This window comes from Trichocoleus sp. DQ-A1 (genome assembly GCF_039961955.1).
Classification (GTDB): Bacteria; Cyanobacteriota; Cyanobacteriia; order Cyanobacteriales; family FACHB-T130; genus FACHB-T130.
Genome location: NZ_JAMPKE010000031.1, coordinates 47140 through 69036, shown reverse-complemented (window position 1 = coordinate 69036; position 21897 = coordinate 47140). Strand labels below are relative to the sequence as shown.

Below are 21897 nucleotides of genomic sequence, written 5' to 3'. Positions count from 1 at the left end.
AATCATCGACGTGGCAAAACAAAGCTTCTAAACTAAGCATGGGCGGGTAGATACTTGAGAACTCAGCACTTTCAGCGTATCTGCTCCGCCCTTTTTTATCCCGAACTCACGTTAGCTATAAATTTCAGCGTGAGATGTTGAGAGCGATTGCCTTCTAGCAAAAACAGGGTTGGCGATTGCGTTGTTGTCTCTACTACACTATTTCTGTTCTTTGGATTTCCACTCAAGCCACTTTCTCACAATTACTATGATGAGACGCTGTGCTTCTAGTAAGGACATAGGATTCTTCGGTGGCTCAGACTTCTCAACCCCGTGACGTGCATCATCGCCAATCGCGCCAGGACTCTGAGCCGTCCGAGAGAAGCATTCTGTCTTCTTTTTGGTAGCCCAGCCATCTTCTGTGATTCTTTTACCAACGTCTTCTTGAACGACTTCGTAAACTTTGTAAAGATTAACCCAGTCTTTACGCTCAGTTAAAATCCGAAAAACTTTTTTTATTTTATCGTCTGGCTCTGCACCTGCAATTTTGATCCAAGTTTCTAAGTAGCTAGGGTGTTGGGAAAAGTCCTCACTTCCATCCCATTGGATATCGAAACCGAAGTCTTCAATAGTCCAAGTTGCTGAAAGTAGACACTCTCGATTCCTCTTTCCGTCTTCATCAACTCGAACAATGACATCAAGTGTAAATGGTTTAACATCTCCAAAATAAACCATTGCCGCTGCATTTATCCGCGTCAAAAGTTCATTGGCACAGGCACACACTTGAACCTCATCTGTTATCAAGTCAAAGCGTGAAGAACTTAGGTAATAACTCCCCTCTTCTTTAATCACACTGCATTCGGGTGAACGAAGTAAATCGGTAAGATTCCTAAGATAGGATTCTTTGCCCTCCAGTAGAACTAGCCATTTCCCTTTCATTAATAACCTCGCCAAATAATAGCCGTCTTGTCATTACTACCATTAACTAACATTTGTTTCTCAGGACTAAAAGCAACAGAGAAAACTATTTCTGAATGCCCTGTGAGGGTGCAAATTTCTTTTCCTCTGCCCAGCCGCCAAATTATGATAATTTTGTTTTCACCCAATTCCAATGTTAGGGTCAGATTTCGTGCGGATTTAGGTGAAATTCACTCGCAAATACAGTTACACGGGCTGGGAGCATGATAGTTATTGATGATATTGCACAATTTTTAGATCGATTCTTTGCCGTTCATCGCTTTGGGGACGACCAAGGTGGCATTTATCACCCTTCAACGCGCCCGATTCGTCGGATAGGATTAGCCTTAGAACCTTGGGCGGGGTTAGAAAAATGGGCAAAATCTCAACGAATAGATGCTTTATTTTTACATCGTCCTTGGAAGCTGGAAGCGGGCCAACTCGCACCCGATGTTGGGGTGGTGGCGTATCATCTAGCTTTTGACGAACGAATGACGCTGGGTTTTAATCCTCGACTTGCCGATGTGTTGGGGATGTCTGCATTGAAGGTGTTGGGTGAAAAGGAAGGACGACCGATCGGTACAATTGGGGAAATTGCTGCACAGAGTTTTGTGAGTTACTGCGATCGCGTTCGGGAAATCTTCGGCGGATACGATAAAACTCTTGCGAGTAGTGAAAGCGACATCCAGCGAGTCGCAGTCGTTGGGGCAATGACCGATGCACTAATCCGCGAGGCGGTAGGGCGGGGTGCCGATCTATACATTACCGGACAGGTGCGACAGCTAGCAGCGGCGGCTGTTGAAGAAACCGGAATTCGCGTTATTGCTGTTGGTCATCGTCGGAGTGAAGAATGGGGATTGCGATCGCTTGCGGGAGTGTTGCGCGATCGCTACTTCAATCTAGAAGTTGTTTTACCGCCTCTAGGGACGATTACAGTTGCTCGTTCTGATGCCTAGACGACGTTATAAATAGATTATGAGTCGTCAGAAATTTAATCTCTTCAGATTGATTGGGCAACGTTTACGCCAATCTTTAGCAGTTTTCCGATATAGCGATCGCGCGATTAGTTTAGTCTGGACTACCAGCCGCATCCTCACGATCGTTCTTGCCGCTTTCACCTTACTTGCCGGTTTGCTACCAGGGGCTGTTGCTTATGTCAGCAAGTTAATCGTCGATGGGGTCGTTTTGGCTTCTCAAACCGGCTTGCAAAGCGATCGCTGGACAGCGTTAGGTTATGTAGGATTAGAAGCGATCGCTGTCCTGTTGTTGGCAGGTAGTCAAAGAGGTTTATCCGTTTGTCAATCCTTGCTGCGAGTGTTGCTGGGTCAGCGAGTAAATGTCTTAATTTTGGAAAAGGCACTCACACTCAACCTTACGCACTTTGAGGATTCCGAGTTTTACGACAAGATGAATCGGGCGCGGATGGAAGCATCCAGTCGTCCCTTATCGCTAGTCAGCCGGACTTTCAGCTTAATTCAGAGTGGCCTGTCGCTGGTTACCTACGGCGGTTTGCTGCTGCAATTCTCCATTTGGGCAGTGGTCGTCCTAGTCATAGCCGCCTTGCCTGCCTTTATCGCCGAAACGCGCTTTTCTGGGGAAGCTTTTCGCCTGTTCCGCTGGCGATCGCCTGAAACCCGCCAACAACACTACCTGGAAACACTGATTGCGCGGGAAGATTACGCCAAAGAGGTGAAATTGTATCAGTTGGGGCCGATGTTGCTGCAACGCTATCAAGATATCTTCTCGCGGCTGTACGGCGAAGACCGGGATTTAACGTTACGGCGAGGATTCTGGGGTTACTTGCTGGGGAGTTTGAGTACCGCCGCCTTCTATGTCGCCTACGCCTGGATTGTCCTAGAAGCGATTGCGGGTCGGATTTCTCTCGGCGACATGACGATGTACTTGATGGTGTTTCGGCAAGGACAGTCTACCTTCTCCGCCGCTCTGACTTCCATTGGGGGAATGTATGAAGACAACCTGTATCTCTCCAACCTCTACGAGTTTCTAGAACAAGACATCCCCAAAACTTGGGGGATGGCAACTCAGGGTGTACTTCCGAATGATGGGGTGCGTTTCGAGAATGTCTATTTCACCTACCCAGGAAGCCCTCAACCCGCCTTAAATGGAGTCTCGTTACACCTGAAACCAGGAGAAAAACTAGCGATTGTCGGAGAGAACGGTTCTGGAAAAACCACGCTAATTAAACTGTTAACTCGATTGTACGCCCCCGATTCTGGGCGCATCTTACTCGATGGCTTGGATTTGCCGGAATGGGACATTGAGGTGCTGCACCGACGGATTGGCGTGATTTTCCAGAACTTCGTCCGCTACCAGTTCAAGGTAGGAGAGAATGTGGGCGTTGGGGATGTCAACTACTTAGAAGACGAAAAACACTGGGAAATTGCCTCAGAAAAAGGCATGGCGAAACCTTTTATCGAAACGATGACAGACGGGTTTCAGACTCAGTTAGGACGATGGTTTAAAGGAGGAACGGAACTTTCTGGCGGTCAGTGGCAAAAAATCGCCCTCTCTCGCGCTTTTATGCGAACGAAAGCGGATATCTTGGTATTGGATGAACCAACGGCGGCGATGGACGCAGAAGCGGAAGTGATGATTTTTGATCGCTTTCGGACGGTAACAAAAAATCAGATGGTTCTCCTCATTTCCCACCGCTTCTCAACGGTGCGAATGGCTGACAAGATTGTAGTTTTGGAAGCCGGAAAGGTGATAGAACAAGGAAGTCACGAGGAGTTATTGAAAGCTGGAGGACGCTACGCGCGGTTGTTCACGTTGCAAGCAGCGGGATACCAGTAGAAATGACTAATCCGATTGGGGGATTCCGATCGAATTAGCAACTATCGCGAGCGATCGCTAGTCGAGGAGAACAGGCACAACCAATATTTGCCTTTCCCTTGGATTTTTCAGGTATCGCGGAATAATGAATTTCACTCATAAAGCGATCGCTATTTTAGGTATTATTACAGCACTCGGTGGATTAATTTTTGCTGTCCGCGTTACCCTTGAGTCATCAGGCAAGGCACAGCAATCGCAGACACAAATTCCTGTAAATCAACGCTACAACATCGCCAATCTTGATACCCTCAATAGCCGTGCCAGCGTTGCCAAAAAAATTAATAACAACGGTCAAGTGGTTGGCTTTTTTAACCCGAACGATAGTACCCAAAAGGCCTTCATCTATCGTGATGGCAACATGACCGAAATCAATAGTCTGGATAGCCGCTACAACGCCGCTACGAGTATCAATGAGAACGGGGAAATCGTCGGTGTAATGACCTTTACTGATGACAACTATCGCGCCTTTTTGTACGAAAATGGCAAGACAATTGACCTCGGCACCCTTGGGGGTAAAAGCAGCGATGCTAGAAGTATCAATGGTAAAGGTCAGGTTGTCGGGTTTGCTGATACTCGCAACGCGCAAGCGCACGCCTTCCTGTACAGCGAGGGCAAGAAGATTGACCTCGGCACCTTCGGGGGCGCGAATAGCTACGCGAATGACATCAATGAAAACGGGCAAGTCGTTGGTTCCGCAGAAAATAGCGATCGCATTCCCAAAGCTTTCCTCTACAGCGGCAGTCAAAAAACTGACCTCGGTACGTTAGGCGGACAAAGCAGCACCGCTAACAGTATCAACAACCAAGGTCAGATAGTTGGTGTGGCACACACCGCGAATCATCAACCTCAAGCCTTCCTCTACAACAATGGCAAGATGCTTGACCTCGGAACTTTAGGGGGACAAAGCAGCATTGCTCACAGTATCAACAATCAGGGGCAAGTGGTCGGTGAAGCAGAGAATGCCAGCCGCATCCCCCGCGCCTTTCTTTACAGTGGCGATCGCATGATTGACCTAAATCACGTCATTCCAGCTAATTCGGGTTGGGATTTAACCAGTGCCACCGACATTAGCGATCGCGGAGTCATTGTCGGCATTGGTACTTATAACGGCAAAACCCAAGCTTTCCAGTTAACACCCTTTACACGTTAATGCCGTTTCACGGCTTGTCCGCAAAAATTCCCTTAATGCCTTTGAAAAAAGCGTTGAAAACGTGAAATTCTCTTCTCTCTGTGTACTTTGCTACAAGTCTTTAAGTTGGTGCAATTGGAGCTAAGTTGCTTCTAAGTTTTTCTTGATGCGAACAGGCCAGACGCCAAAAGCAATTACACGCGCCGGGATATCGCGCAAAATCGGTAACCGAAGCAAGAATGGCGGCTTAAATGTCTGGGTCGAGTCAATCGCCCTCGCAATAACCCGCTGCTGAACCAAAGACTGAAAGGCTTGGATAATCCGCGTCGGCAACTCCCGTTGGCGCTGTACTTTCACCAAGTCGCTTTCTTGCAACTGTCCTTTTTTCAGCGGCTCACTCAGCACATTTGCAGCGACCACTGCATCCTGAATCGCGTAGTTAATGCCAACTCCACCAACTGGCGACATGACGTGAGCCGCATCGCCAATCAGCAGCAAACCAGGGCGATACCAACGCTTGACGCGGCTAGACTCGACGGTAAGCAGCGCCACTTGGCTCCAATCATGTAATTCTTGCATCCGGTCTGCAAACAGGGGTGATATCTCAGCTACAGACTGACGCAAAGTTTCTAAACCCGCTTCCCGCAACTGTTGATAGCTACCCTTAGGAATCACATAGCCAACCTGCCAATAATCAAAGCGGTTCAGCAGAACCAAAAGATGACCGCCAGCAACGCGCCCCATTGTTTCTTCGGGATCGTCCGCTTTGCGAGGTAAGCGGAACCAAAGCACATCCATTGGCGGCGAAGTCTTGATCGGTTCCATCCCGGCTAATTGGCGGATGCGAGAGAAGCGTCCGTCTGCGCCAATGGTCACTTGACATCGGACTTCATGCCAGCCGCCGTGTCCCCGGTAGCGTACACCCTGGATGACCCCATTTTCTTCAATCAACTCCTGTACGTTCGCTCCCATCACCAGCTGAAAATTTGGATAGCGTTTCGCTTCTTCAGTAATGAATTGCAGGAAATCTACCTGGGGAAGCATGGTGATGTAGGGGTACTTCGTCTTCAAGTGGCTGAGGTCAACAAATCGAATCGGCCCCTCGGTCGTTTTCAGAGTAAGACTGGGAACCTTTGTGTGACGCATCTGCAACAAGCGATCTGCCAAACCGAGTTTATCCATGATTTCCATCACCGATGGATGAAGCGTGTCTCCCCGAAAATCGCGGTCGAAATCTTTGTGTACCTCCAGCAACATCACTGGGATGCCTTGACGGGCTAGGAGAAGCGCTAGGACAGCCCCCGCAGGCCCTCCACCGACAATGCAGCAGTGTGTTTGCTGTACATCAAGAATATCGTGGGTCGTGGCGGGGATCTCGGTCTGCGGAGTAGTTGGAATTGCGTTCATCTTGAACACCTCGTGAAATCAGTTCAACTTGAAATCAGTTCAACTAGAGGCGATCTCTTCTGTTTCTAAAATCGGCTGGGAAAGAACAGAGGCTTGCATTCCCATCGTTGCAACTAATTCTTTGGGTGCATTCACCCGACTGGGGGAGTCTAAATATTCACCCGTAACGGCTGGCGAAACTGCCTTCATCTGGTGACGAATGCTGTAGTATCGATGAGTCTGAGCAATGATAGCTCGCTCCTGCATCGAGTCATTGGCAATTTTCTTACGCAGTTTAATAATTGCATCAATCACGGCTTCTGGTCTGGGAGGACACCCCGGCAGATAAACATCTACGGGAATTAACTTATCGACTCCTCGCACCGCCGTTGGTGAGTCTGCGCTGAACATCCCGCCAGTAATCGTGCAAGCACCCATTGCAATCACGTACTTGGGTTCTGGCATTTGTTCGTAGAGGCGCACCAATGTTGGAGCCATTTTCATAGTGATGGTGCCTGCGGTAATCATCAAGTCAGCCTGACGAGGACTTGCCCAAGGTTTCAAGCCAAATCTGTCAAAATCAAAACGGGCTGCAAACATCCCCATCATTTCAATAAAGCAGCAGGCAGTCCCAAACATCATAGGCCACAGGCTGGAGAGGCGTGCCCAGTTGTAAAAATCGTCTACGGTTGTCAAAACGACATTTTCAGAAAGACTATGGGTAATCTCAGGTCGTTCAATGGGGTTGAGAATCTGAGTTTTTTGATTGTCAGGTTCAATAATGGTTGCTGTCGGATTCATCTTTTCCTCCTTTAGCTCAATCTATAAACGCTTGCATCGAGAATGTTGTGGGTCTCGATCCGCATAGAAGTTGGAATTGCGTTCATCTTGAACACCTCGTGAAATCAGTTCAACTAGAGGCGATCGCTTCTGTTTCTAAAATCGCTGGGGAAGAACAGAAGCTTGTATTCCTATCGTTGCAACTCATTCTTTGCGTGCATTCACCCGACTGGGCGATTCTAAATATTCTCCAGTCAAAATCAAAACGGGCTGCGAACGTCCCTTCCATGAAGGCAAAAGCACTCCTGAACAGGATAGACCATAGACTGAACAGGGTTGCCCGGTTGTAGAGGTCATCTACAGTTTTTGAGGCAATATTTTTAGAAAGACTACGAGTAATTTTAAATTTCTTTATTGATTAATGAATTCGTTATTCTTTAATAGCAACTGTTTCATAACTAATGAGCAAGCGCATTTTTATTAATTAACAACGAGTAAACTGCAACTCCTCAAGAAAATAGTATCAGAAGAATTGAACTCGATTGCGACCCTGTTCTTTGGCACGGTACATAGCAGAGTCTGCATTTTTAATTAAGGTATCTACAGTGTTCCCATTAAAAGGATAGATGCTAATACCAATACTGACAGTTACGAAGATAGTTTGTCCGTTGAGAATGAAAGGCTGAGATAGGGTTGATAAAGTCTTTTCTGCAACTCTGGCAGCATCTTGAACTCTACTAATTGCAGGTAAAATTACTGTAAATTCGTCACCACCCAAACGCGAGACGGTATCGCTGCCGCGCAAGCAACCCGTGAGTCGTTGAGCGACCATCCGTAACAGCAGGTCGCCCATGTCATGTCCGAGGGTGTCATTAACCTGCTTAAAGCCATCCAGATCAAGAAACAAAAGAGCAAACAACTGGTTATTACTACTACCCCATTCTAGAGCTTGAACCATGCGTTCATAGAATTGTTTACGGTTAGGTAGACCAGTCAGTGGATCGTGATAAGCCAGATGACGCATCTGGTCTTCTGAAAGCTTTAATTCAGCGTTAGAACGGATTAACTCTTCTGCTGTTCGTTTCAACTCTTCTTCTATCCGCTTGCGTTCAGTGATATCTCGGATGACACCAACTAAAAAAATATTACCGGCAGCATCTTTGTGGAGCGATCGCTTGGTAGCGATTAGGTGAGTTGTACCAAAGATATCCGTAAATTCTTCTTCATTTTCTTGCTCCTCACCACCTTGTAACACTTGCTCATTGTTCTGCCAAAAAACTTCAGCCTCATGTTTAGGAAAAAACTCATAAGCAGACTTTTTAAGTAAAGTTTCTAGGGGATAACCAATAAATTTGCAATATGCCTGATTTAAAATAATCCAACGATGTTCTTTGTCTTTGACAAAAATTGGATCGGGGATGGTATTAATCACCTTCTGCAAAAACTCTTTAGAGCGTTTTAACTCCTCCTCCAAATAAGCCAGATGACTCACGATCGCGATCGCAGACCCTACAAGCCCCAGGAGTGGAGGAATCAGCGGTATCCACCAACCGAAGAGAAAGGCCAGGTAGGAAATACCGAGCAATCCAGCCCCAGCCGCTAAAATACTGAGACCAGACTTTCTAGGGAGACGCAATCGCCAACTAATATAGGCACCTATCCACGACCAAACCAAAATCCACAAGGCTTCTACGAGATCGGGCCAGATGTTGATTAAGGAACGTCCGTCCAGAGCAGCGCTCAGGAGCGCACTGGTAAAATTGGCTTGGAGTTCGACACCTGAAATCCTTTGTGCGCCTAGGTTGAGACGGCTACTGTAAGGGGTATAGAAAAAATCCTGGAGGCTGGGTGCGGTTGAACCAATCAAAACAATGCGATCGCGCAGAAGGCTGGGTTGTACGCGGTTTGCCAGAACATCTACCATTGAAACAATCTGAAAGCTATTGGGTTGCTTAAAGTTAGCTAATATTTGATAACCCTTGGAATCAGCCGTTACATAAGCCCCATCATTTGATTTAAAAACTGGGAAGACACCCCTCCCTAGCTGTAGGTAATCAGGGTTCACGCGCGATGGTCTAGGAGTAATTCCCTTTTCCTTCAAATAAATCAACGCCAACTGGAGCGCAAAACTTGTATGTAGTTTGTTATCTACATGTGCATATAAAAAGCTACGACGCACCTTACCATCAGCATCAACGACCACATTATTAAAACCAACTTGCTGGAGACGGTTTAGTACTGGGGATGGTGGAACACCCAAGCTTTTTTCAGTCTTCAATAGTTCAATTCCGATCAAGTTAGGGATCGTTTGAACAGCTTTGATGAATTCTACATGACCGGGTGGTACTGGGAGATCGCGATAAATATCCAGACCAATCGCTCGTGGCTCAAAGGCATTTAGTTTTTGTACTAAAGTTGCCATGACTGCGTCAGGAATGGGCCATTGTCCTACGTGCTTTAAGTCTTTTTCGTTAATTTCGACAATCACTATGCGCTCGTCTATTGGTTCTGAAGAACGCAAAAGAAACATCTGGTCTAAGGCTGCCAACTCCCAGGATTGAAACAGTCCAGCCATCCGCAGGATAATGATGCAGCTTGCAACAGCCGACGAAGCGATTGGTACTCGGCGCTCTTGTTGAAGCTGTTGCTTCAATCTTGTCCATATACTTTTTTTTACCATCGACCTGGTTGCAGGGTTATCCAAACAATTTTGTTGTATACACCATCGTGATACAACTTTCCTCAGTATGTGTAGATGGCTCGGTGCAAACTTTAAGTCTGGTCAATGAGAGACTTTTTCAAAATCAGAGTTGCTGATTATCCTTTCTTCAATACTAAGACAGCAGCGTTGTCGCTGTTTTGGCTATCCGTAAAGTGCTAAATAATTGGATGATGAAACGATACCCCATCATGCCAAAGATTTTGCCGTAGAAGTATTCGGTTTTGATTTTAGCAACTGCTGAAAAGGCCAAATACTTCTACGGCAAATATCTTTTTTTCCGTTTTGGGTGACATCGCTATTTTCTAGGGCACCCAAATTTAAAGTCCCGGCAAGGAGTTCTGAAAGTTGCGAGGCCCTGTATAACCTGATAAATCAGCCAGTTTTTCTAAAGATTTCACACCAGGCTCGACCAATTTACCGTTGACTTCCCAGCTGGGGTAGCTTTGAATTCCCGCTTTTTGGCAGATTTCCGCCTGCTTTTGTGGAGCATTGGGATCGGCACACTCAACGTAATTGACTTGGCTGAATGCCTCTTTCCCAAACAATTGCTTTTGATCGTGGCAGTGAGAACACCAGAAAGCGCCGTACATCTTTGCTCCTGCCGCTTCAAGATGTTTCGCTAAAGCAACTTCTGCGGAGCTAGAGGCGGTGGTAATGGGAAAGGTTTGCGATCCGGTGGTAGCGGAGCCACCCCCTGAAGCAAGTGGTGATTTCACAGTGGCATAGACGCCCAGAGTGCTAACTAGGGCTACCATTGCCACGACGATCCCGGTAAAAAAGAGTTGTCCCCAGTCCTCCCAAGCGCGACCGATCAAGGTCAGCACTAACAAGCTAAGGGAGAAGAAAGCGGAGGCAAGACAGTAGAGACAAACGGCTTTGATTTCAAATGCCAGTAGATACATCAAGTAGCCGCTGAAAACCGTCATAGCGGTGCCACCGGCAAATAATAGCAACCATGTCCAGTTTTCTAGTTGAGAATGCAGATCTTTTTTTTCAACTGGGTTGGCTGCCATTGGAGCGAGGGCAAAAGCGACCATGCTGACATAAGCCAGCAAGCCAAACAAAGTTAAGGGAACACCAAATACGGTGGCGTAGGGGCTGGAGAGGACTTGATTGCAACCGCTGGTGGGACAGGCAGCAGAGCCTCCTGTTAGCTTGACTACGGTTAGATAGCCTGTCACTAAGGCACCTAAAATAGCGATCGCCGCAATCAGCAGACGGGACCAGCGATGAATCCAGGGAGTAGAACGTCGGCGGCTCATGTCAGAACTGAGGTAGGAGGGCTAAGAAGTGAGAATCGAAAACTGAAGAGCAAAATTATCGCAGGCTAGAGGACTCAGTAAAAAGTTTTGAGATGTTAGTTTTTTGGAGTTAATTTAGAAAACCAACAACTAAAAACTAACAACTAACAACTGCAACTAACAACTAATAAGTGACCGAAGAAACTGGCTTGGGTTCCGCTTTGGTCGCAAAGCTGCGTCGGGTTGCTTCCACAAATTGGCTGACCCGGATCGGGTCAATGGGCTGCTCGATCCGCCCGTGGCGCTTGAGAGAGCTGGAAACAATCACGCCATCTGCGGCTTGCATCAGCGTAGAAATATTTTCCCAGTTGGCACCACTGCCGATAAATACGGGCGTCCCGTTGGCAGCGGCGGTTGCTAGTTCCAAGTCTTCTAGACTCGGAGGGCTACCCGTCGCCCAGCCACTTAAAATGACGCCATCTGCTAAACCCCGCTCAATCGTCTCTTGCACTGCTGTGGTTAGATTTGGGGAACCTAAAGGGCGACCGTGCTTGACTAAGACATCTGCCAAAATTTTTACATTACTGCCCAATTCCCGACGGTAACGGAGCAATTGATGCGCCTCTCCCTCAATCAGCCCTTGGTCAGTTGCCATGACCCCGGTGAGGACGTTGACGCGGATAAACTGAGCGTGGACGCAGGATGCAATTGCGATCGCGCTATGGGCATCATTGCGTAATACATTAATGCCTACAGGTAACGTCACCAAGTTCATGAGCCGCTGGATAATCAGTGTCATTGCACTAACGACCGCTGGATCTACCTGGTTTTTACTAAAAGGGGCGTCAAAGAAATTTTCCACAATAATGCCGTTCACGCCTCCAGCAGATAGCGCGGTCGCTTCCTGCTCAGCTCGATCGATAACCGCTTTCAGGCTACCTCCCCAGCGGGGAGATGTCGGCAGCGGCAGAAGATGAACCACGCCAATGATGGGATTCGGTGTCTTGAAGATTTGATTTAAGTCCACTTGTCTACCTGAAAACACCGGCGAATTCTTGCTACACCTGTCGGTTATTCTCCTCCAAGCAGCAAAAATGGCAGTGAAATGAATCGCATCTTGGATGATGCCATTCTAGAATTTTATCTAGAATGGAGACAGGGGTAGATACCACTATCCAGTTCCCTACTCTGGTTGGTGAGTGGAAGATAGATTCTTCAACGACTCAACTCCTATCTTCATACCCAAACCCGATCCTCCCAGTTTGACACTCACGTCCCACTGGGTCGTACACTGCTGTGCCAAGAATAGGGTATAATATTTTGGCTTCAGCTTCTAACAGAATTTCTTTAGCCGTATTTAAACCGCATGGGCAATAAGCCAACAATTGCAATTTCTCACTTGGGCTGCGAAAAAAACCGTATTGATACCGAACATATGTTAGGTCTGTTGGTACAGGCAGGGTACCAAGTAGACAGTAATGAAGAATTAGCAGAATATGTTATAGTTAATACATGTAGTTTTATTGAGGCTGCAAGGACAGAGTCTGTCCGCACCTTAGTAGAACTGGCGGAAGCGAACAAAAAGATTGTAATCACAGGCTGCATGGCGCAGCACTTCCAAGAGCAGCTGCTGGATGAATTGCCAGAAGCAGTTGCCGTGGTGGGCACCGGCGATTATCACCAAATCGTCGATGTGGTTCAACGAGTGGAAGGCGGTGAACGGGTCAAGCAAGTTTCAGAGCTGCCGACCTACATAGCCGATGAAACAACGCCTCGCTACCGCACGACATCGGAAGGTGTCGCGTACCTGCGGGTAGCGGAAGGATGTGATTACCGCTGCGCGTTCTGCATTATTCCCCATCTCCGGGGAAATCAGCGATCGCGCTCCATTGAATCCATCGTCGCCGAAGCCCATCAGCTAGCCTCGGAAGGAGTCCAAGAGTTAATTCTCATCTCCCAGATCACTACCAACTACGGTCTGGATATTTACGGGAAGCCGAAACTGGCGGAACTTCTACGGGAGTTGGGAAAGGTTAACATTCCGTGGATTCGGATGCACTATGCCTATCCCACAGGTTTAACACCAGCCGTCATTGAAGCAATTCAGGAAACTCCTAACGTATTGCCTTATTTGGATTTGCCGTTACAGCACTCCCACCCGGAAATTCTCCGCGCCATGAACCGACCTTGGCAGGGACAGGTAAACGACCAAATTATTGAGCGGATTAAAACAGCTCTGCCTGATGCTGTACTGCGAACCACTTTCATTGTCGGGTTCCCTGGCGAAACGGAAGAGCATTTTGCACACTTGCTACAGTTCGTCCAGCGCCATGAATTTGACCATGTAGGTGTGTTTACTTTTTCTCCAGAAGAAGGCACCCCTGCCTTCACCTTGCCCAATCAACTGCCCCAAGAAGTCATGGATATCCGCAGGGATGCCTTGATGGAAGTTCAGCAGCCAATTTCCTTGAGAAAAAATCAAGCTTGTGTCGGCAAGATGGTTGATGTCTTGATTGAGCAAGAACATCCAGAAACTGGGGAATTAATCGGTCGATCTGCCCGATTTTCTCCGGAGGTAGACGGATTAGTCTACGTCCAAGGCGACGTCCCATTAGGTTCTATAGCATCGGTGGAAATTACAAGCACTGACATCTACGACCTGTATGGTCATGTCGCCAAGCCCGAAGCATGAAGAATGACAACTCAAGAATGAAGGCTGAAGAACTAAGGCAAATATTAATTCATACTTCAAACTTCATACTTAAAAACTTCATACTTCGCAATTCACAATTCTCGAACACTAACAACTAACAACAAATTATGACCCTTTCGTTCACAAGCCTAGGCCTTTCAGAAGCTCGCATTCAGCAACTAGAAAAACTAGGCTTCACTGCGCCCACACAAATTCAATCCCAAGCCATTCCTCATCTGTTGGCTGGTCGGGATGTGGTGGGACAATCCCAAACTGGAACCGGAAAAACAGCGGCTTTTTCGCTGCCGATTTTGGAACGGATCGACATTAAAAATCCCGCAGTCCAATCGCTGATTTTGACACCGACGCGGGAATTAGCTCAGCAAGTTGCTCTGGCAATTCGCAGCTTTAGCAACGAGCGGCGGTTGGGTGTGCTGACAGTATATGGCGGTCAAGCTATCGACCGGCAGATCCAGCGCCTCAGACAGGGCGTTCAGATCGTAGTTGGAACCCCAGGACGGGTGATTGATTTGCTCAACCGGGGAGAGCTTAAGCTCGATCAAGTCAACTGGCTGGTATTAGATGAAGCCGATGAAATGTTGAGCATGGGCTTTATTGACGATGTAGAAACCATCCTCAAGCAAGTCCCCACCGAGCGTCAGACGGCATTTTTCTCGGCGACAATGCCGCCGACCATTCAAAAATTGATTGCGAAGTTCTTGCGATCGCCAATGAACGTCTCTGTGGAGCAGCCCAAAGCCGCTCCCTCCCGGATTAACCAGGTGGTGTACATGGTGCCCCGCGGCTGGTCAAAATCTCGCGCCTTGCTGCCCATCCTAGAACTAGAAGATCCCGAATCTGCCCTAATCTTTGTGCGGACACGCAAGACAGCCGCGGAACTGACCAACCAACTGCAAGCTGCCGGTCACAGCGTAGACGAGTACCACGGCGACCTCAATCAACAAGCCCGAGAACGGCTGCTGATGAGGTTCCGCCAGCACCAAGTGCGCTGGGTAGTCGCCACCGATATTGCGGCGCGGGGTTTAGACGTTGACCACCTGAGCCATGTGATTAACTACGATCTGCCAGATAGCGTGGAAAGCTACATCCACCGGATCGGGCGTACAGGTCGCGCTGGTAACGCAGGAACAGCCATTTCCCTGATTCACCCAATGGATCGACGGAAATTGGTGCTAATTGAGCGCAAAGTCCGACAAACCCTGAAAATTGTCCAAATCCCCACACGAGCGGAGATTGAAGGACGACGTCTGGAAAAACTGCAAGCTCAAGTACGCGAAGTATTGAGCGGAGAGCGTATGGCTTCATTCTTGCCTGTCGTGGCGCAATTGAGTGAAGAATACGACGCCCACGCGATCGCGGCAGCAGCACTGCAAATGGTGTACGACCAAACTCGTCCCTCTTGGATGTCCAGCGAACAAGAGACAGCAATGGACGATCGGGGAATCTCTAGTAAGCCAAAGCTGATCAAGCGTCCCAAACCAGAAGCGAAAAGCGAGAACACAGAAGTCAGAAGGCAAAAGCCTGAAGAAATTCGCAACTAAAGTAGCGTAGGAAACGAAAATTTCTTCTAGCTTCTGTTGAAGGAGAGAGAATAAATGACAGGGGTGAGCTTCTCCCCGTCTCCCCTCTCCATTTTGAGAAGAGTGGGTTTAGTTCAAGGGTCGGTTTTTTATAGACAAACTCTGGATGGAACCCACTTTAACAATCCCTTTCCCCTCTCTGACTCCTGTGGCTTTAACTGTATCTGCTGCGAATTCTCCTGCCCTAAGTAACCCTGTTGGACGGCAGTCCTGGCCTGGACTGATTGAGGCATACCGGCAATATCTGCCGGTGACGGACACAACGCCGGTCGTAACACTGCTGGAGGGCAATACCCCATTGATCCCGGTTCCCGCGATCTCTCAGATTGTGGGTAAACAGGTGCGCGTGTTGGTGAAGTATGACGGTCTCAACCCTACTGGTAGCTTTAAAGACCGGGGGATGACGATGGCAATTTCTAAGGCAAAAGAAGCCGGTGCCAAAGCCGTCATTTGCGCCAGTACCGGCAACACTTCAGCCGCTGCTGCTGCCTATGCCCGTCGGGGCGGAATGCGAGCGTTTGTATTGATTCCCGATGGCTACGTGGCGCTAGGCAAGTTAGCTCAGGCGTTGCTGTATGGGGCAGAAGTTCTGGCAATTAAAGGAAATTTTGACCGGGCGCTCGAAATTGTGCGGGAGATGGCAGAAAATTACCCCGTCACGCTGGTGAACTCGGTAAATCCCTATCGCTTAGAAGGACAAAAAACTGCTGCTTTTGAAGTGGTAGAAGCGTTAGGGAATGCTCCCGATTGGCTGTGCATCCCCGTAGGGAATGCCGGAAATATAACTGCATACTGGATGGGATTTTGTCAATACCATCAGGAAGGGAAATGCGATCGCTTGCCCCGAATGATGGGATTTCAAGCGTCTGGCGCATCTCCTCTGGTTACAGGTCAGGCGGTGCCGAATCCAGAAACCCTGGCAACCGCTATTCGCATCGGAAATCCTGCCAATTGGGAACGAGCGATCGCTACGCAACAAGCCAGCATGGGTCAGTTTAATGCGGTAACAGATGCCGAAATTCTAGAAGCCTATCGTCTCTTGGCATCCGAAGAAGGTATTTTCTGCGAACCGGCTAGTGCGGCTTCCGTCGCTGGGTTATTGAAAGTAAAAGATCAAGTGCCCACAGGTGCTACTGTGGTGTGCGTCTTGACCGGGAATGGTTTAAAAGACCCAGATACGGCAATTAAACATAGCGAAAATTCGTTTAAACAGGGAATTGAGCCAGATTTAGCGACCGTGGCTCAGGTAATGGGATTTTGAGCAGTTAGGCTCAGTTTCATTAGATTATTTCTGAAGTGTGCGCTCCCTCCAAACCTTCCTTATTGCGGTGGTTAAGGAGGGAACTTTACACCTTTTAAGCTTTTGAGCCGGGATTGCGCCCCTCCTCTTCTTGTGAAGACGGAGGGGTTTGTTTATTGTTTTTGCTAGCTTGAGTACTTACTCCTACCCACTGACCGCGCGGAGCTGATTGGCCTGATGCCGCTGGTTGGCGGGTTATGCGCTCCCGACTAAGTCGATCGAGGGTATCCCCAATCGCAGTCGTTAAACTTCTGCGGGTTTGTGCATGATTGGTCTGCTCAGATTTTAAAGCCTGGGTAAGGCGATCGCGCTCAACCATCGCCTCGGTTAGTTTCGCTTTCAACTCCTCCAAATTTTCTAGTTGTTCTACTTCTGCACGAATTGCCTCCATAGCACCCGGATCGTCCTCTGTGGGTTGTGGTGAACTCTGGAGTTGCCGTAGTTGACTTTTGAGCTTTTCAATCTGTTGTTGAGCTAGCTTTGCCTCAGTTCGGCGTTGCTGCGCTTCTGTGTTATACAGTTGACGCCAGTTTGCCGCACTTTCCAAAGCCGCATCGCGATCGCGCTCTAACTCTGCTAGCTGCTGTTTCAGGGTCTTAATTTCAGCCAACCACTGCGCTACCTCGTGGGCCATTAATAACGACTCCTCATCGGTTACAACGATCAATTTTTAACAAAATTTGCCGATTTGTCATAGACACTATCGATAGTTTTACAAAACCCCTGTAACCTTAGTAGTTGATTTGGCACAGTATAGAAAACGTTGTATACGGAATCAAACAATAATGCGCTCGTTCTTAGCCTATGCTGCTCTTAGAGGCTCCTCAATCCGTTTTTTCCGTTTCTTTCGACATCTCAGCTGGGCGACTTTAAAGAAAACCTTCCAGCGCGTAGCCCAACGGCGGTTAACAGGACTTTCGGCAGAAATGGCCTACAACGCCATGTTAGCTTTGTTTCCAGCCATTTTGGCAATCTTGACCGCAATTGGCCTGTTTCAATCCTCATCAGACACTTTTGAAGGGTTAGCTAAGCAATTGAGTGAAATTGCTCCTCAAGAAGCTCTTTTCCTTATTGAAGGTTTTGCGCGCGAAATCAGTCAATCGCAAAATCAAGGGCTGTTTTCCCTCAGTTTTGTTGCAGCTATTTGGGCGTCTTCTGGGGCGCTGAGTGCCGCCATGACCGCTCTCGATCAAATCCATCAGATTCCGCTAGAACAAACCCGACCCTTTTGGAAAGCCAAATTAATTTCTATCGCTCTAACAATTGGTACCATTGTCCTGCTGATTATTGCTTCCTTTTTAGTATTTATTAGCGACCTGATTGTGAAGCTATTAATCAGCCAAAGTGGATTATTGGAATTGTTAAGTATTTGGCGGCTTTTTAGCTGGCCTTTGGCATTAGGCATTGTCGCCTCAGCCTTTGCTTTTATCTATCGCTATGGTCCTAGCCGCTGGGTTGCTGGAACCCCGATTATGCCAGGAGCAATGGTAGCGGCTGTATCCTGGGCGATTATATCAGCTTTGTTTCGGCTTTACGTCTCTAACTTTGGTAATTACAACAAAGCCTATGGTGCAGTAGGTGCCGTTATTGTTTTAATGCTATGGCTGTATATGAGTTCTCTAGTACTGCTGATTGGCGATCAGTTAAACGTTACGGTGGGAGAATCTATGCGGCATCACAGCAAGGCGAAACTAGCCTCTTTAGAGGCTGAGTCGGCACCAGAATCAAAAGCTGGGTAAATTGAGATTTAAACTTTTTCTGGGTACTTCATTAAGGGAACCGTCGGTGTTTCCTCCTCAATGCGGATTTGCACTTCTTTGACATAGGAACTCATGTAAGACATCACTGCATAGATAAAGAGAACAACACCGACCATCTCCAAGCACTCTTCCAAGCTTGACATCAGCATATATCCAATCGCCTGTATTGTCTGCTTGGTTGAAGTGGCTCCCCAAATTAAACGACCATAGTGATATACGTAAAATCCACTCACTAACTCCATGCCAATCGACCCTCCAACAAAGAAAGTTCCGGCAATCAGAAATAAACGCCGTATCTTTGCGGGAAGATGGACGAGAAATTTTAAGAAGAATATTAAGGTAAGAAATACAAAAGCAATACCGAAAATTACCCAAGTATAGTATAAAAATCCGGTAGCTTTGAATGTATCTCGAAGTGGCTCGATCGTCTTTTCATGGAAACTTAGCCATTCGTCTGCTGATAGAAAGAGAAAAAGAACCGACAGAGCGCCCCAGTGGAAGGTATAGCGATCGCTTTCAGTTTTCTTCGCGTAGGTAATAACCGCTAGTAAAATTGAACAAAGTAATAACAGCGATGCTGAAAACAACGCTGGAAAATTTTTCTCGCGATCGACGTTGAATAACTCTACTACTTTATTTAACCATAAGAGCTTATAACCTTGCTGGTATAAGAAGTGCCTTGTTAACTGACTGGCAAGGCTGGCAAAGATGAACCCTATGACTGCGAAAATCAGAAATTTCCTAGCTTTCTTTGGAGAGATGAAAAACTGCATTTTGAAACCTCTCTTAAAAAATTTAAGCTTGGTGAAATGAAGAATTGAAAAATTTCCCGAATTTTTAAAGTACTATTTGAGTGATAATGGGCGATTAAAAAGCAGGAAGCGTACGGGATTTCTCCGCTAGCGATCGCGATATCCAGCACAAATGGCACGAGGTTACGCTCGTGTTTTGGTAAAAGTCCCGCGTCAAAATGATTAAGAATAAGTTAATGACAGATTAAGCAATATATAACAAAGTGTCAAGTCAAAGTCTATTGAGATTTCCGTCGAAGAATGGACACCGACACGCAAAAGTGTTATTAGGTCTGCTTTCCAGGAAAGTTGATTCTAAACGATTAACCTAAGATAATTAAAACTAAACTTATTAAAAGCAAAAACCACCTTGTACTTTTGGGTAGAAGGTGGTTTGAAAAAGTAATTAGAAGTGGAGCCTACGGGAATCGAACCCGTGTCCAAATTGGGTATTAACCTATCGCTCATTCACAGGTTTAGCCTATCTAACCCTCAAGGCGGGAACCATCCATTATCCCGGATGACAGGATTCTCTGATGAGGTCTTAGCTAGCAAATCTACCAGAGACGACTTGCTATCGCATCCGTTGGGGTTGTTCTGTAGCCCTTAACGGAGTCAGACTACAGACGCTCAGAAACCTAAGATGAGGTTTTTAGGCAACGACAGCTGCCTGACGAGCGAATGCTACGATGTTGTTTTTCGCAGTTACTTTTTTTTGAGTCCAGTATTAACGAGAGAAGACTCACTCTCGACCTGAATCACGGGGCAGCGTTCGCCAACCTGTCGAAACCATTAAGGCCCCCTGTCGCACATATTCTATTATAGTTATTTGTTGAAGGAATGACTGAATTTAACAAGGTTTCCAGAGACAGTTTTCGGGAGTAATAGCCGAACGATTCAGTTCGGTTTAATCGGCGGTTGGCATCCCAAATATAGAGGGAAAAGCGATCGCTGCCAATTGTGCAAACGTCGATACAAGCAGTCGCTAATTATCCTTCTGTTTGTCCGATTTCTCCGGCTTGTCCGGTTTTTCTGGCTTGTCCGGCTTAGACTTCTTTTCCGATTCCAGTTGGGATTGAGTTTCTGGTTTAACAACTGGCACGACAACTGAACCTGGCGGTGCGGAAGTCTCTGGTGCAGATGAGGGTGCAGGATTAGTTGGCTTGCGATCGCTGCGAGGGAATGGCGGCGTCGCTTCCGAAGCGGTGGGAGGCTGCGGATTGGCAACCGGGGATGGTGGCGGCTGTTCCGAAGCGGGAGAAGGTTGTGGATTGTTAGCAGCCGGTGGCAGAGTTTGTTCGGATGTAGGAACCGGCTGTTTTTGCTCCCTGCGTTCTATTTCTGCCTGTCCGGCGTTCTTGTTCGCCTCACGATTAGATTGCGGCTTGTTTGAGTTCGGGGATTTCGATGAAGTGTTTGCAGGAACATCCGGAACATCGCGCTTAACCCGCTGCTGAGATTTTCTGCGGAAGGATTTTTGAACTTCAACGGGTTGCCGTTCAGACTCAGTAGGCGTGATATTAACTTTCTCTACAGATTCGGGAGTGACAGTTTGTGCCTCTTGTGGCTGATTTTGCGGCTGGGATTCCGGTTGGGCAACAGGGGAAGCGTCGGGCGGTTGAGGCTGACGCCAGACAGAACTCAACGCGATCGCTAAACCGGATGCGATCGCGATTCCTGTAGCAATGAAAAGACTGCGGGGATTTCGGAAGAAGGAAGAACTGGATTGATGGTTTCTCTCTTCTGGTACGGGCGAAGCGATCGCGCCTCCATTTCTTGAACCCGAATTTTTTCCCACCAAAGCTTCGCCTCTAGGCGGTGATGGAGAGATCGCTGGGATAGTTGCCACTGTATGAGTTGGCGGCATTGTTTCGGCAGTGGAACCTCCAAACTGAAGATCCGGCAACAGAGACAGCCACTCATCTACACTGCCAGGTCGATATTGAGCATCAACAGCCATCCCGCGCATCACCGCCTGATTTACCGCCGGACTTAGGTAGTGTTTTAAGTCGCGGGGCGCTGGCATCGGTTGCCTGTCTCTGAGTACCGCAGGCGTTGGTACTGTTGCGGTTAACAGCGCGTAAAGTGTGGAGGCTAACCCATAAACATCCGTCGCTGAGGTGCGCTTTGCTTGGGGCAGGTACTGCTCAATGGGGGCATACCCTTCGGAAACAATACTTGTGTGAGTTTGGGTTGAGTCTGGCGTAAACTCCCGCGAAATCCCAAAGTCAATCAGCACCACCTCTTGAGTTCCTTGCCGCAGAATGATGTTCTGGGGCTTGATATCCCGATGCAGCAGATTATTTTGATGCACCACTTTGACTGCTGCCCCAATCTGCTGCATGAAGTGGATAGCAGCGGACTCTGGCAGCGGCTTGTCCGGAAACACAACCTCTTGCAAAGTTTGACCCGCAATATAGTCCATTACCAGGTAGGGCAACCCAGCTTCCAAAAAGAAATCGTTAACCCGAACGATATTGGGATGGACGCACAACGCCAAACGTCTTGCTTCATCCTGAAACTGACCCCCAAATCTGGCAAAGTCAGGATGCCGACAGAGGGAATCGTTAAGCGTTTTAATGACTACAGGTTGACCCAAGTAGTGGTGGGTGGCTTGAAAGGTAACGCCAAAGCCACCCCGTCCCAGTTCTCGATCGAGAGTGTATTTGCCACCCTGCAAAGTTTTGCCAACTAGCGTGTCCATGC

General features: G+C 47.7%; 18 protein-coding genes and 1 other RNA gene. 8 read left to right on the top strand and 11 right to left on the bottom strand.

What is annotated here, in order from left to right:
- Positions 1–198: 198 nt before the first annotated feature.
- Positions 199–831, bottom strand: a complete 633-nt coding sequence (locus NDI33_RS22120; RefSeq protein WP_190672638.1) for a hypothetical protein — start codon at positions 829–831, stop codon at positions 199–201.
- Positions 832–917: 86 nt separating this feature from the next.
- On the bottom strand, positions 918–1085 hold the full coding sequence (locus NDI33_RS22115; protein WP_242033001.1) for a hypothetical protein: 168 nt from the start codon (positions 1083–1085) through the stop codon (positions 918–920).
- 75 nt (positions 1086–1160) lie between these two features.
- Here NDI33_RS22115 and NDI33_RS22110 point away from each other — a divergent pair, with 75 nt between their 5' ends.
- The 3 genes from NDI33_RS22110 to NDI33_RS22100 all read left to right on the top strand — a co-directional run bounded on the left by NDI33_RS22110 (position 1161) and on the right by NDI33_RS22100 (position 4939).
- The gene (locus NDI33_RS22110) at positions 1161–1892 is read left to right on the top strand and encodes a Nif3-like dinuclear metal center hexameric protein (RefSeq protein WP_190672635.1); all 732 of its coding nucleotides are present in this window, start codon (positions 1161–1163) and stop codon (positions 1890–1892) included.
- Positions 1893–1911: 19 nt separating this feature from the next.
- The gene (locus tag NDI33_RS22105; RefSeq protein WP_190672632.1) at positions 1912–3750 is read left to right on the top strand and encodes an ABC transporter ATP-binding protein; all 1839 of its coding nucleotides are present in this window, start codon (positions 1912–1914) and stop codon (positions 3748–3750) included.
- Positions 3751–3874: 124 nt separating this feature from the next.
- On the top strand, positions 3875–4939 hold the full coding sequence (locus tag NDI33_RS22100) for a DUF3466 family protein (RefSeq protein WP_190672629.1): 1065 nt from the start codon (positions 3875–3877) through the stop codon (positions 4937–4939).
- A gap of 120 nt (positions 4940–5059) precedes the next feature.
- On the opposite strand, the gene NDI33_RS22095 is transcribed toward NDI33_RS22100, so the two are convergent.
- Positions 5060–6325 (bottom strand): FAD-dependent oxidoreductase, encoded by a 1266-nt coding sequence (locus NDI33_RS22095; protein ID WP_190672626.1) that lies wholly within the window; start codon positions 6323–6325, stop codon positions 5060–5062.
- Between the two features lie 39 nt (positions 6326–6364).
- Positions 6365–7105 (bottom strand): NADH-quinone oxidoreductase subunit NuoB, encoded by a 741-nt coding sequence (gene nuoB, locus NDI33_RS22090; protein ID WP_190672623.1) that lies wholly within the window; start codon positions 7103–7105, stop codon positions 6365–6367.
- Between the two features lie 98 nt (positions 7106–7203).
- Here nuoB and NDI33_RS22085 point away from each other — a divergent pair, with 98 nt between their 5' ends.
- Positions 7204–7434, top strand: a complete 231-nt coding sequence (locus NDI33_RS22085; protein ID WP_190672620.1) for a hypothetical protein — start codon at positions 7204–7206, stop codon at positions 7432–7434.
- A gap of 173 nt (positions 7435–7607) precedes the next feature.
- Here the strand turns inward: NDI33_RS22085 and NDI33_RS22080 are convergent, their stop codons facing one another.
- The 3 genes from NDI33_RS22080 to btpA all read right to left on the bottom strand — a co-directional run bounded on the left by NDI33_RS22080 (position 7608) and on the right by btpA (position 12074).
- Positions 7608–9764 (bottom strand): CHASE2 domain-containing protein, encoded by a 2157-nt coding sequence (locus NDI33_RS22080; protein WP_190672617.1) that lies wholly within the window; start codon positions 9762–9764, stop codon positions 7608–7610.
- Positions 9765–10123: 359 nt separating this feature from the next.
- A complete protein-coding gene (locus NDI33_RS22075; protein ID WP_190415114.1) occupies positions 10124–11068 on the bottom strand; it encodes a vitamin K epoxide reductase family protein in 945 nt (314 codons plus the stop codon).
- A 163-nt stretch (positions 11069–11231) separates the two neighbouring features.
- Positions 11232–12074 carry a photosystem I biogenesis protein BtpA gene (gene btpA, locus NDI33_RS22070; protein ID WP_190415113.1) on the bottom strand — a complete coding sequence of 281 codons (843 nt, stop codon included), beginning with the start codon at positions 12072–12074 and terminating at the stop codon, positions 11232–11234.
- Between the two features lie 339 nt (positions 12075–12413).
- Between btpA and rimO the strand changes: the two genes are divergently transcribed.
- From rimO to thrC, 3 genes are all read left to right on the top strand, one after another.
- Positions 12414–13739 (top strand): 30S ribosomal protein S12 methylthiotransferase RimO, encoded by a 1326-nt coding sequence (rimO, locus tag NDI33_RS22065; protein ID WP_190428665.1) that lies wholly within the window; start codon positions 12414–12416, stop codon positions 13737–13739.
- A gap of 128 nt (positions 13740–13867) precedes the next feature.
- Positions 13868–15301 (top strand): DEAD/DEAH box helicase, encoded by a 1434-nt coding sequence (locus tag NDI33_RS22060; RefSeq protein WP_190672613.1) that lies wholly within the window; start codon positions 13868–13870, stop codon positions 15299–15301.
- Positions 15302–15446: 145 nt separating this feature from the next.
- Positions 15447–16601: a threonine synthase gene (gene thrC, locus NDI33_RS22055; RefSeq protein ID WP_190672610.1), complete on the top strand. Its 1155-nt coding sequence runs from the start codon at positions 15447–15449 to the stop codon at positions 16599–16601.
- A gap of 94 nt (positions 16602–16695) precedes the next feature.
- Here thrC and NDI33_RS22050 read toward each other — a convergent pair whose 3' ends face one another.
- Complete coding sequence (locus NDI33_RS22050; protein WP_199292084.1) at positions 16696–17274, bottom strand: hypothetical protein; 579 nt, start codon at positions 17272–17274, stop codon at positions 16696–16698.
- Positions 17275–17425: 151 nt separating this feature from the next.
- Between NDI33_RS22050 and NDI33_RS22045 the strand changes: the two genes are divergently transcribed.
- Positions 17426–18379 carry a YihY/virulence factor BrkB family protein gene (locus tag NDI33_RS22045; RefSeq protein ID WP_190428667.1) on the top strand — a complete coding sequence of 318 codons (954 nt, stop codon included), beginning with the start codon at positions 17426–17428 and terminating at the stop codon, positions 18377–18379.
- 8 nt (positions 18380–18387) lie between these two features.
- Here NDI33_RS22045 and NDI33_RS22040 read toward each other — a convergent pair whose 3' ends face one another.
- The 3 genes from NDI33_RS22040 to NDI33_RS22030 form a co-directional block, all read right to left on the bottom strand.
- Entirely contained in the window at positions 18388–19173 is a 786-nt protein-coding gene (locus tag NDI33_RS22040; protein WP_190433143.1) for a hypothetical protein, read from the bottom strand.
- A gap of 428 nt (positions 19174–19601) precedes the next feature.
- Positions 19602–19993, bottom strand: a transfer-messenger RNA (tmRNA) gene (ssrA, locus tag NDI33_RS22035).
- Between the two features lie 183 nt (positions 19994–20176).
- Positions 20177–21895 (bottom strand): serine/threonine-protein kinase, encoded by a 1719-nt coding sequence (locus tag NDI33_RS22030; RefSeq protein WP_190672607.1) that lies wholly within the window; start codon positions 21893–21895, stop codon positions 20177–20179.
- Positions 21896–21897 lie beyond the last annotated feature (2 nt).

Bases quoted from the DNA above. Each gene is read 5' to 3' on its own strand.
- NDI33_RS22030 (WP_190672607.1), bottom strand. From the start codon at position 21,895: ATGGACACGCTAGTTGGCAAAACTTTGCAGGGTGGCAAATACACTCTC.
- rimO (WP_190428665.1), top strand. From the start codon at position 12,414: ATGGGCAATAAGCCAACAATTGCAATTTCTCACTTGGGCTGCGAAAAA.
- NDI33_RS22075 (WP_190415114.1), bottom strand. From the start codon at position 11,068: ATGAGCCGCCGACGTTCTACTCCCTGGATTCATCGCTGGTCCCGTCTG.
- NDI33_RS22080 (WP_190672617.1), bottom strand. From the start codon at position 9,764: ATGGTAAAAAAAAGTATATGGACAAGATTGAAGCAACAGCTTCAACAA.
- NDI33_RS22110 (WP_190672635.1), top strand. From the start codon at position 1,161: ATGATAGTTATTGATGATATTGCACAATTTTTAGATCGATTCTTTGCC.
- NDI33_RS22095 (WP_190672626.1), bottom strand. From the start codon at position 6,325: ATGAACGCAATTCCAACTACTCCGCAGACCGAGATCCCCGCCACGACC.
- NDI33_RS22045 (WP_190428667.1), top strand. From the start codon at position 17,426: ATGCGCTCGTTCTTAGCCTATGCTGCTCTTAGAGGCTCCTCAATCCGT.
- NDI33_RS22105 (WP_190672632.1), top strand. From the start codon at position 1,912: ATGAGTCGTCAGAAATTTAATCTCTTCAGATTGATTGGGCAACGTTTA.
- nuoB (WP_190672623.1), bottom strand. From the start codon at position 7,105: ATGAATCCGACAGCAACCATTATTGAACCTGACAATCAAAAAACTCAG.
- thrC (WP_190672610.1), top strand. From the start codon at position 15,447: ATGGAACCCACTTTAACAATCCCTTTCCCCTCTCTGACTCCTGTGGCT.
- NDI33_RS22040 (WP_190433143.1), bottom strand. From the start codon at position 19,173: ATGCAGTTTTTCATCTCTCCAAAGAAAGCTAGGAAATTTCTGATTTTC.
- NDI33_RS22050 (WP_199292084.1), bottom strand. From the start codon at position 17,274: ATGGCCCACGAGGTAGCGCAGTGGTTGGCTGAAATTAAGACCCTGAAA.
- NDI33_RS22100 (WP_190672629.1), top strand. From the start codon at position 3,875: ATGAATTTCACTCATAAAGCGATCGCTATTTTAGGTATTATTACAGCA.
- NDI33_RS22060 (WP_190672613.1), top strand. From the start codon at position 13,868: ATGACCCTTTCGTTCACAAGCCTAGGCCTTTCAGAAGCTCGCATTCAG.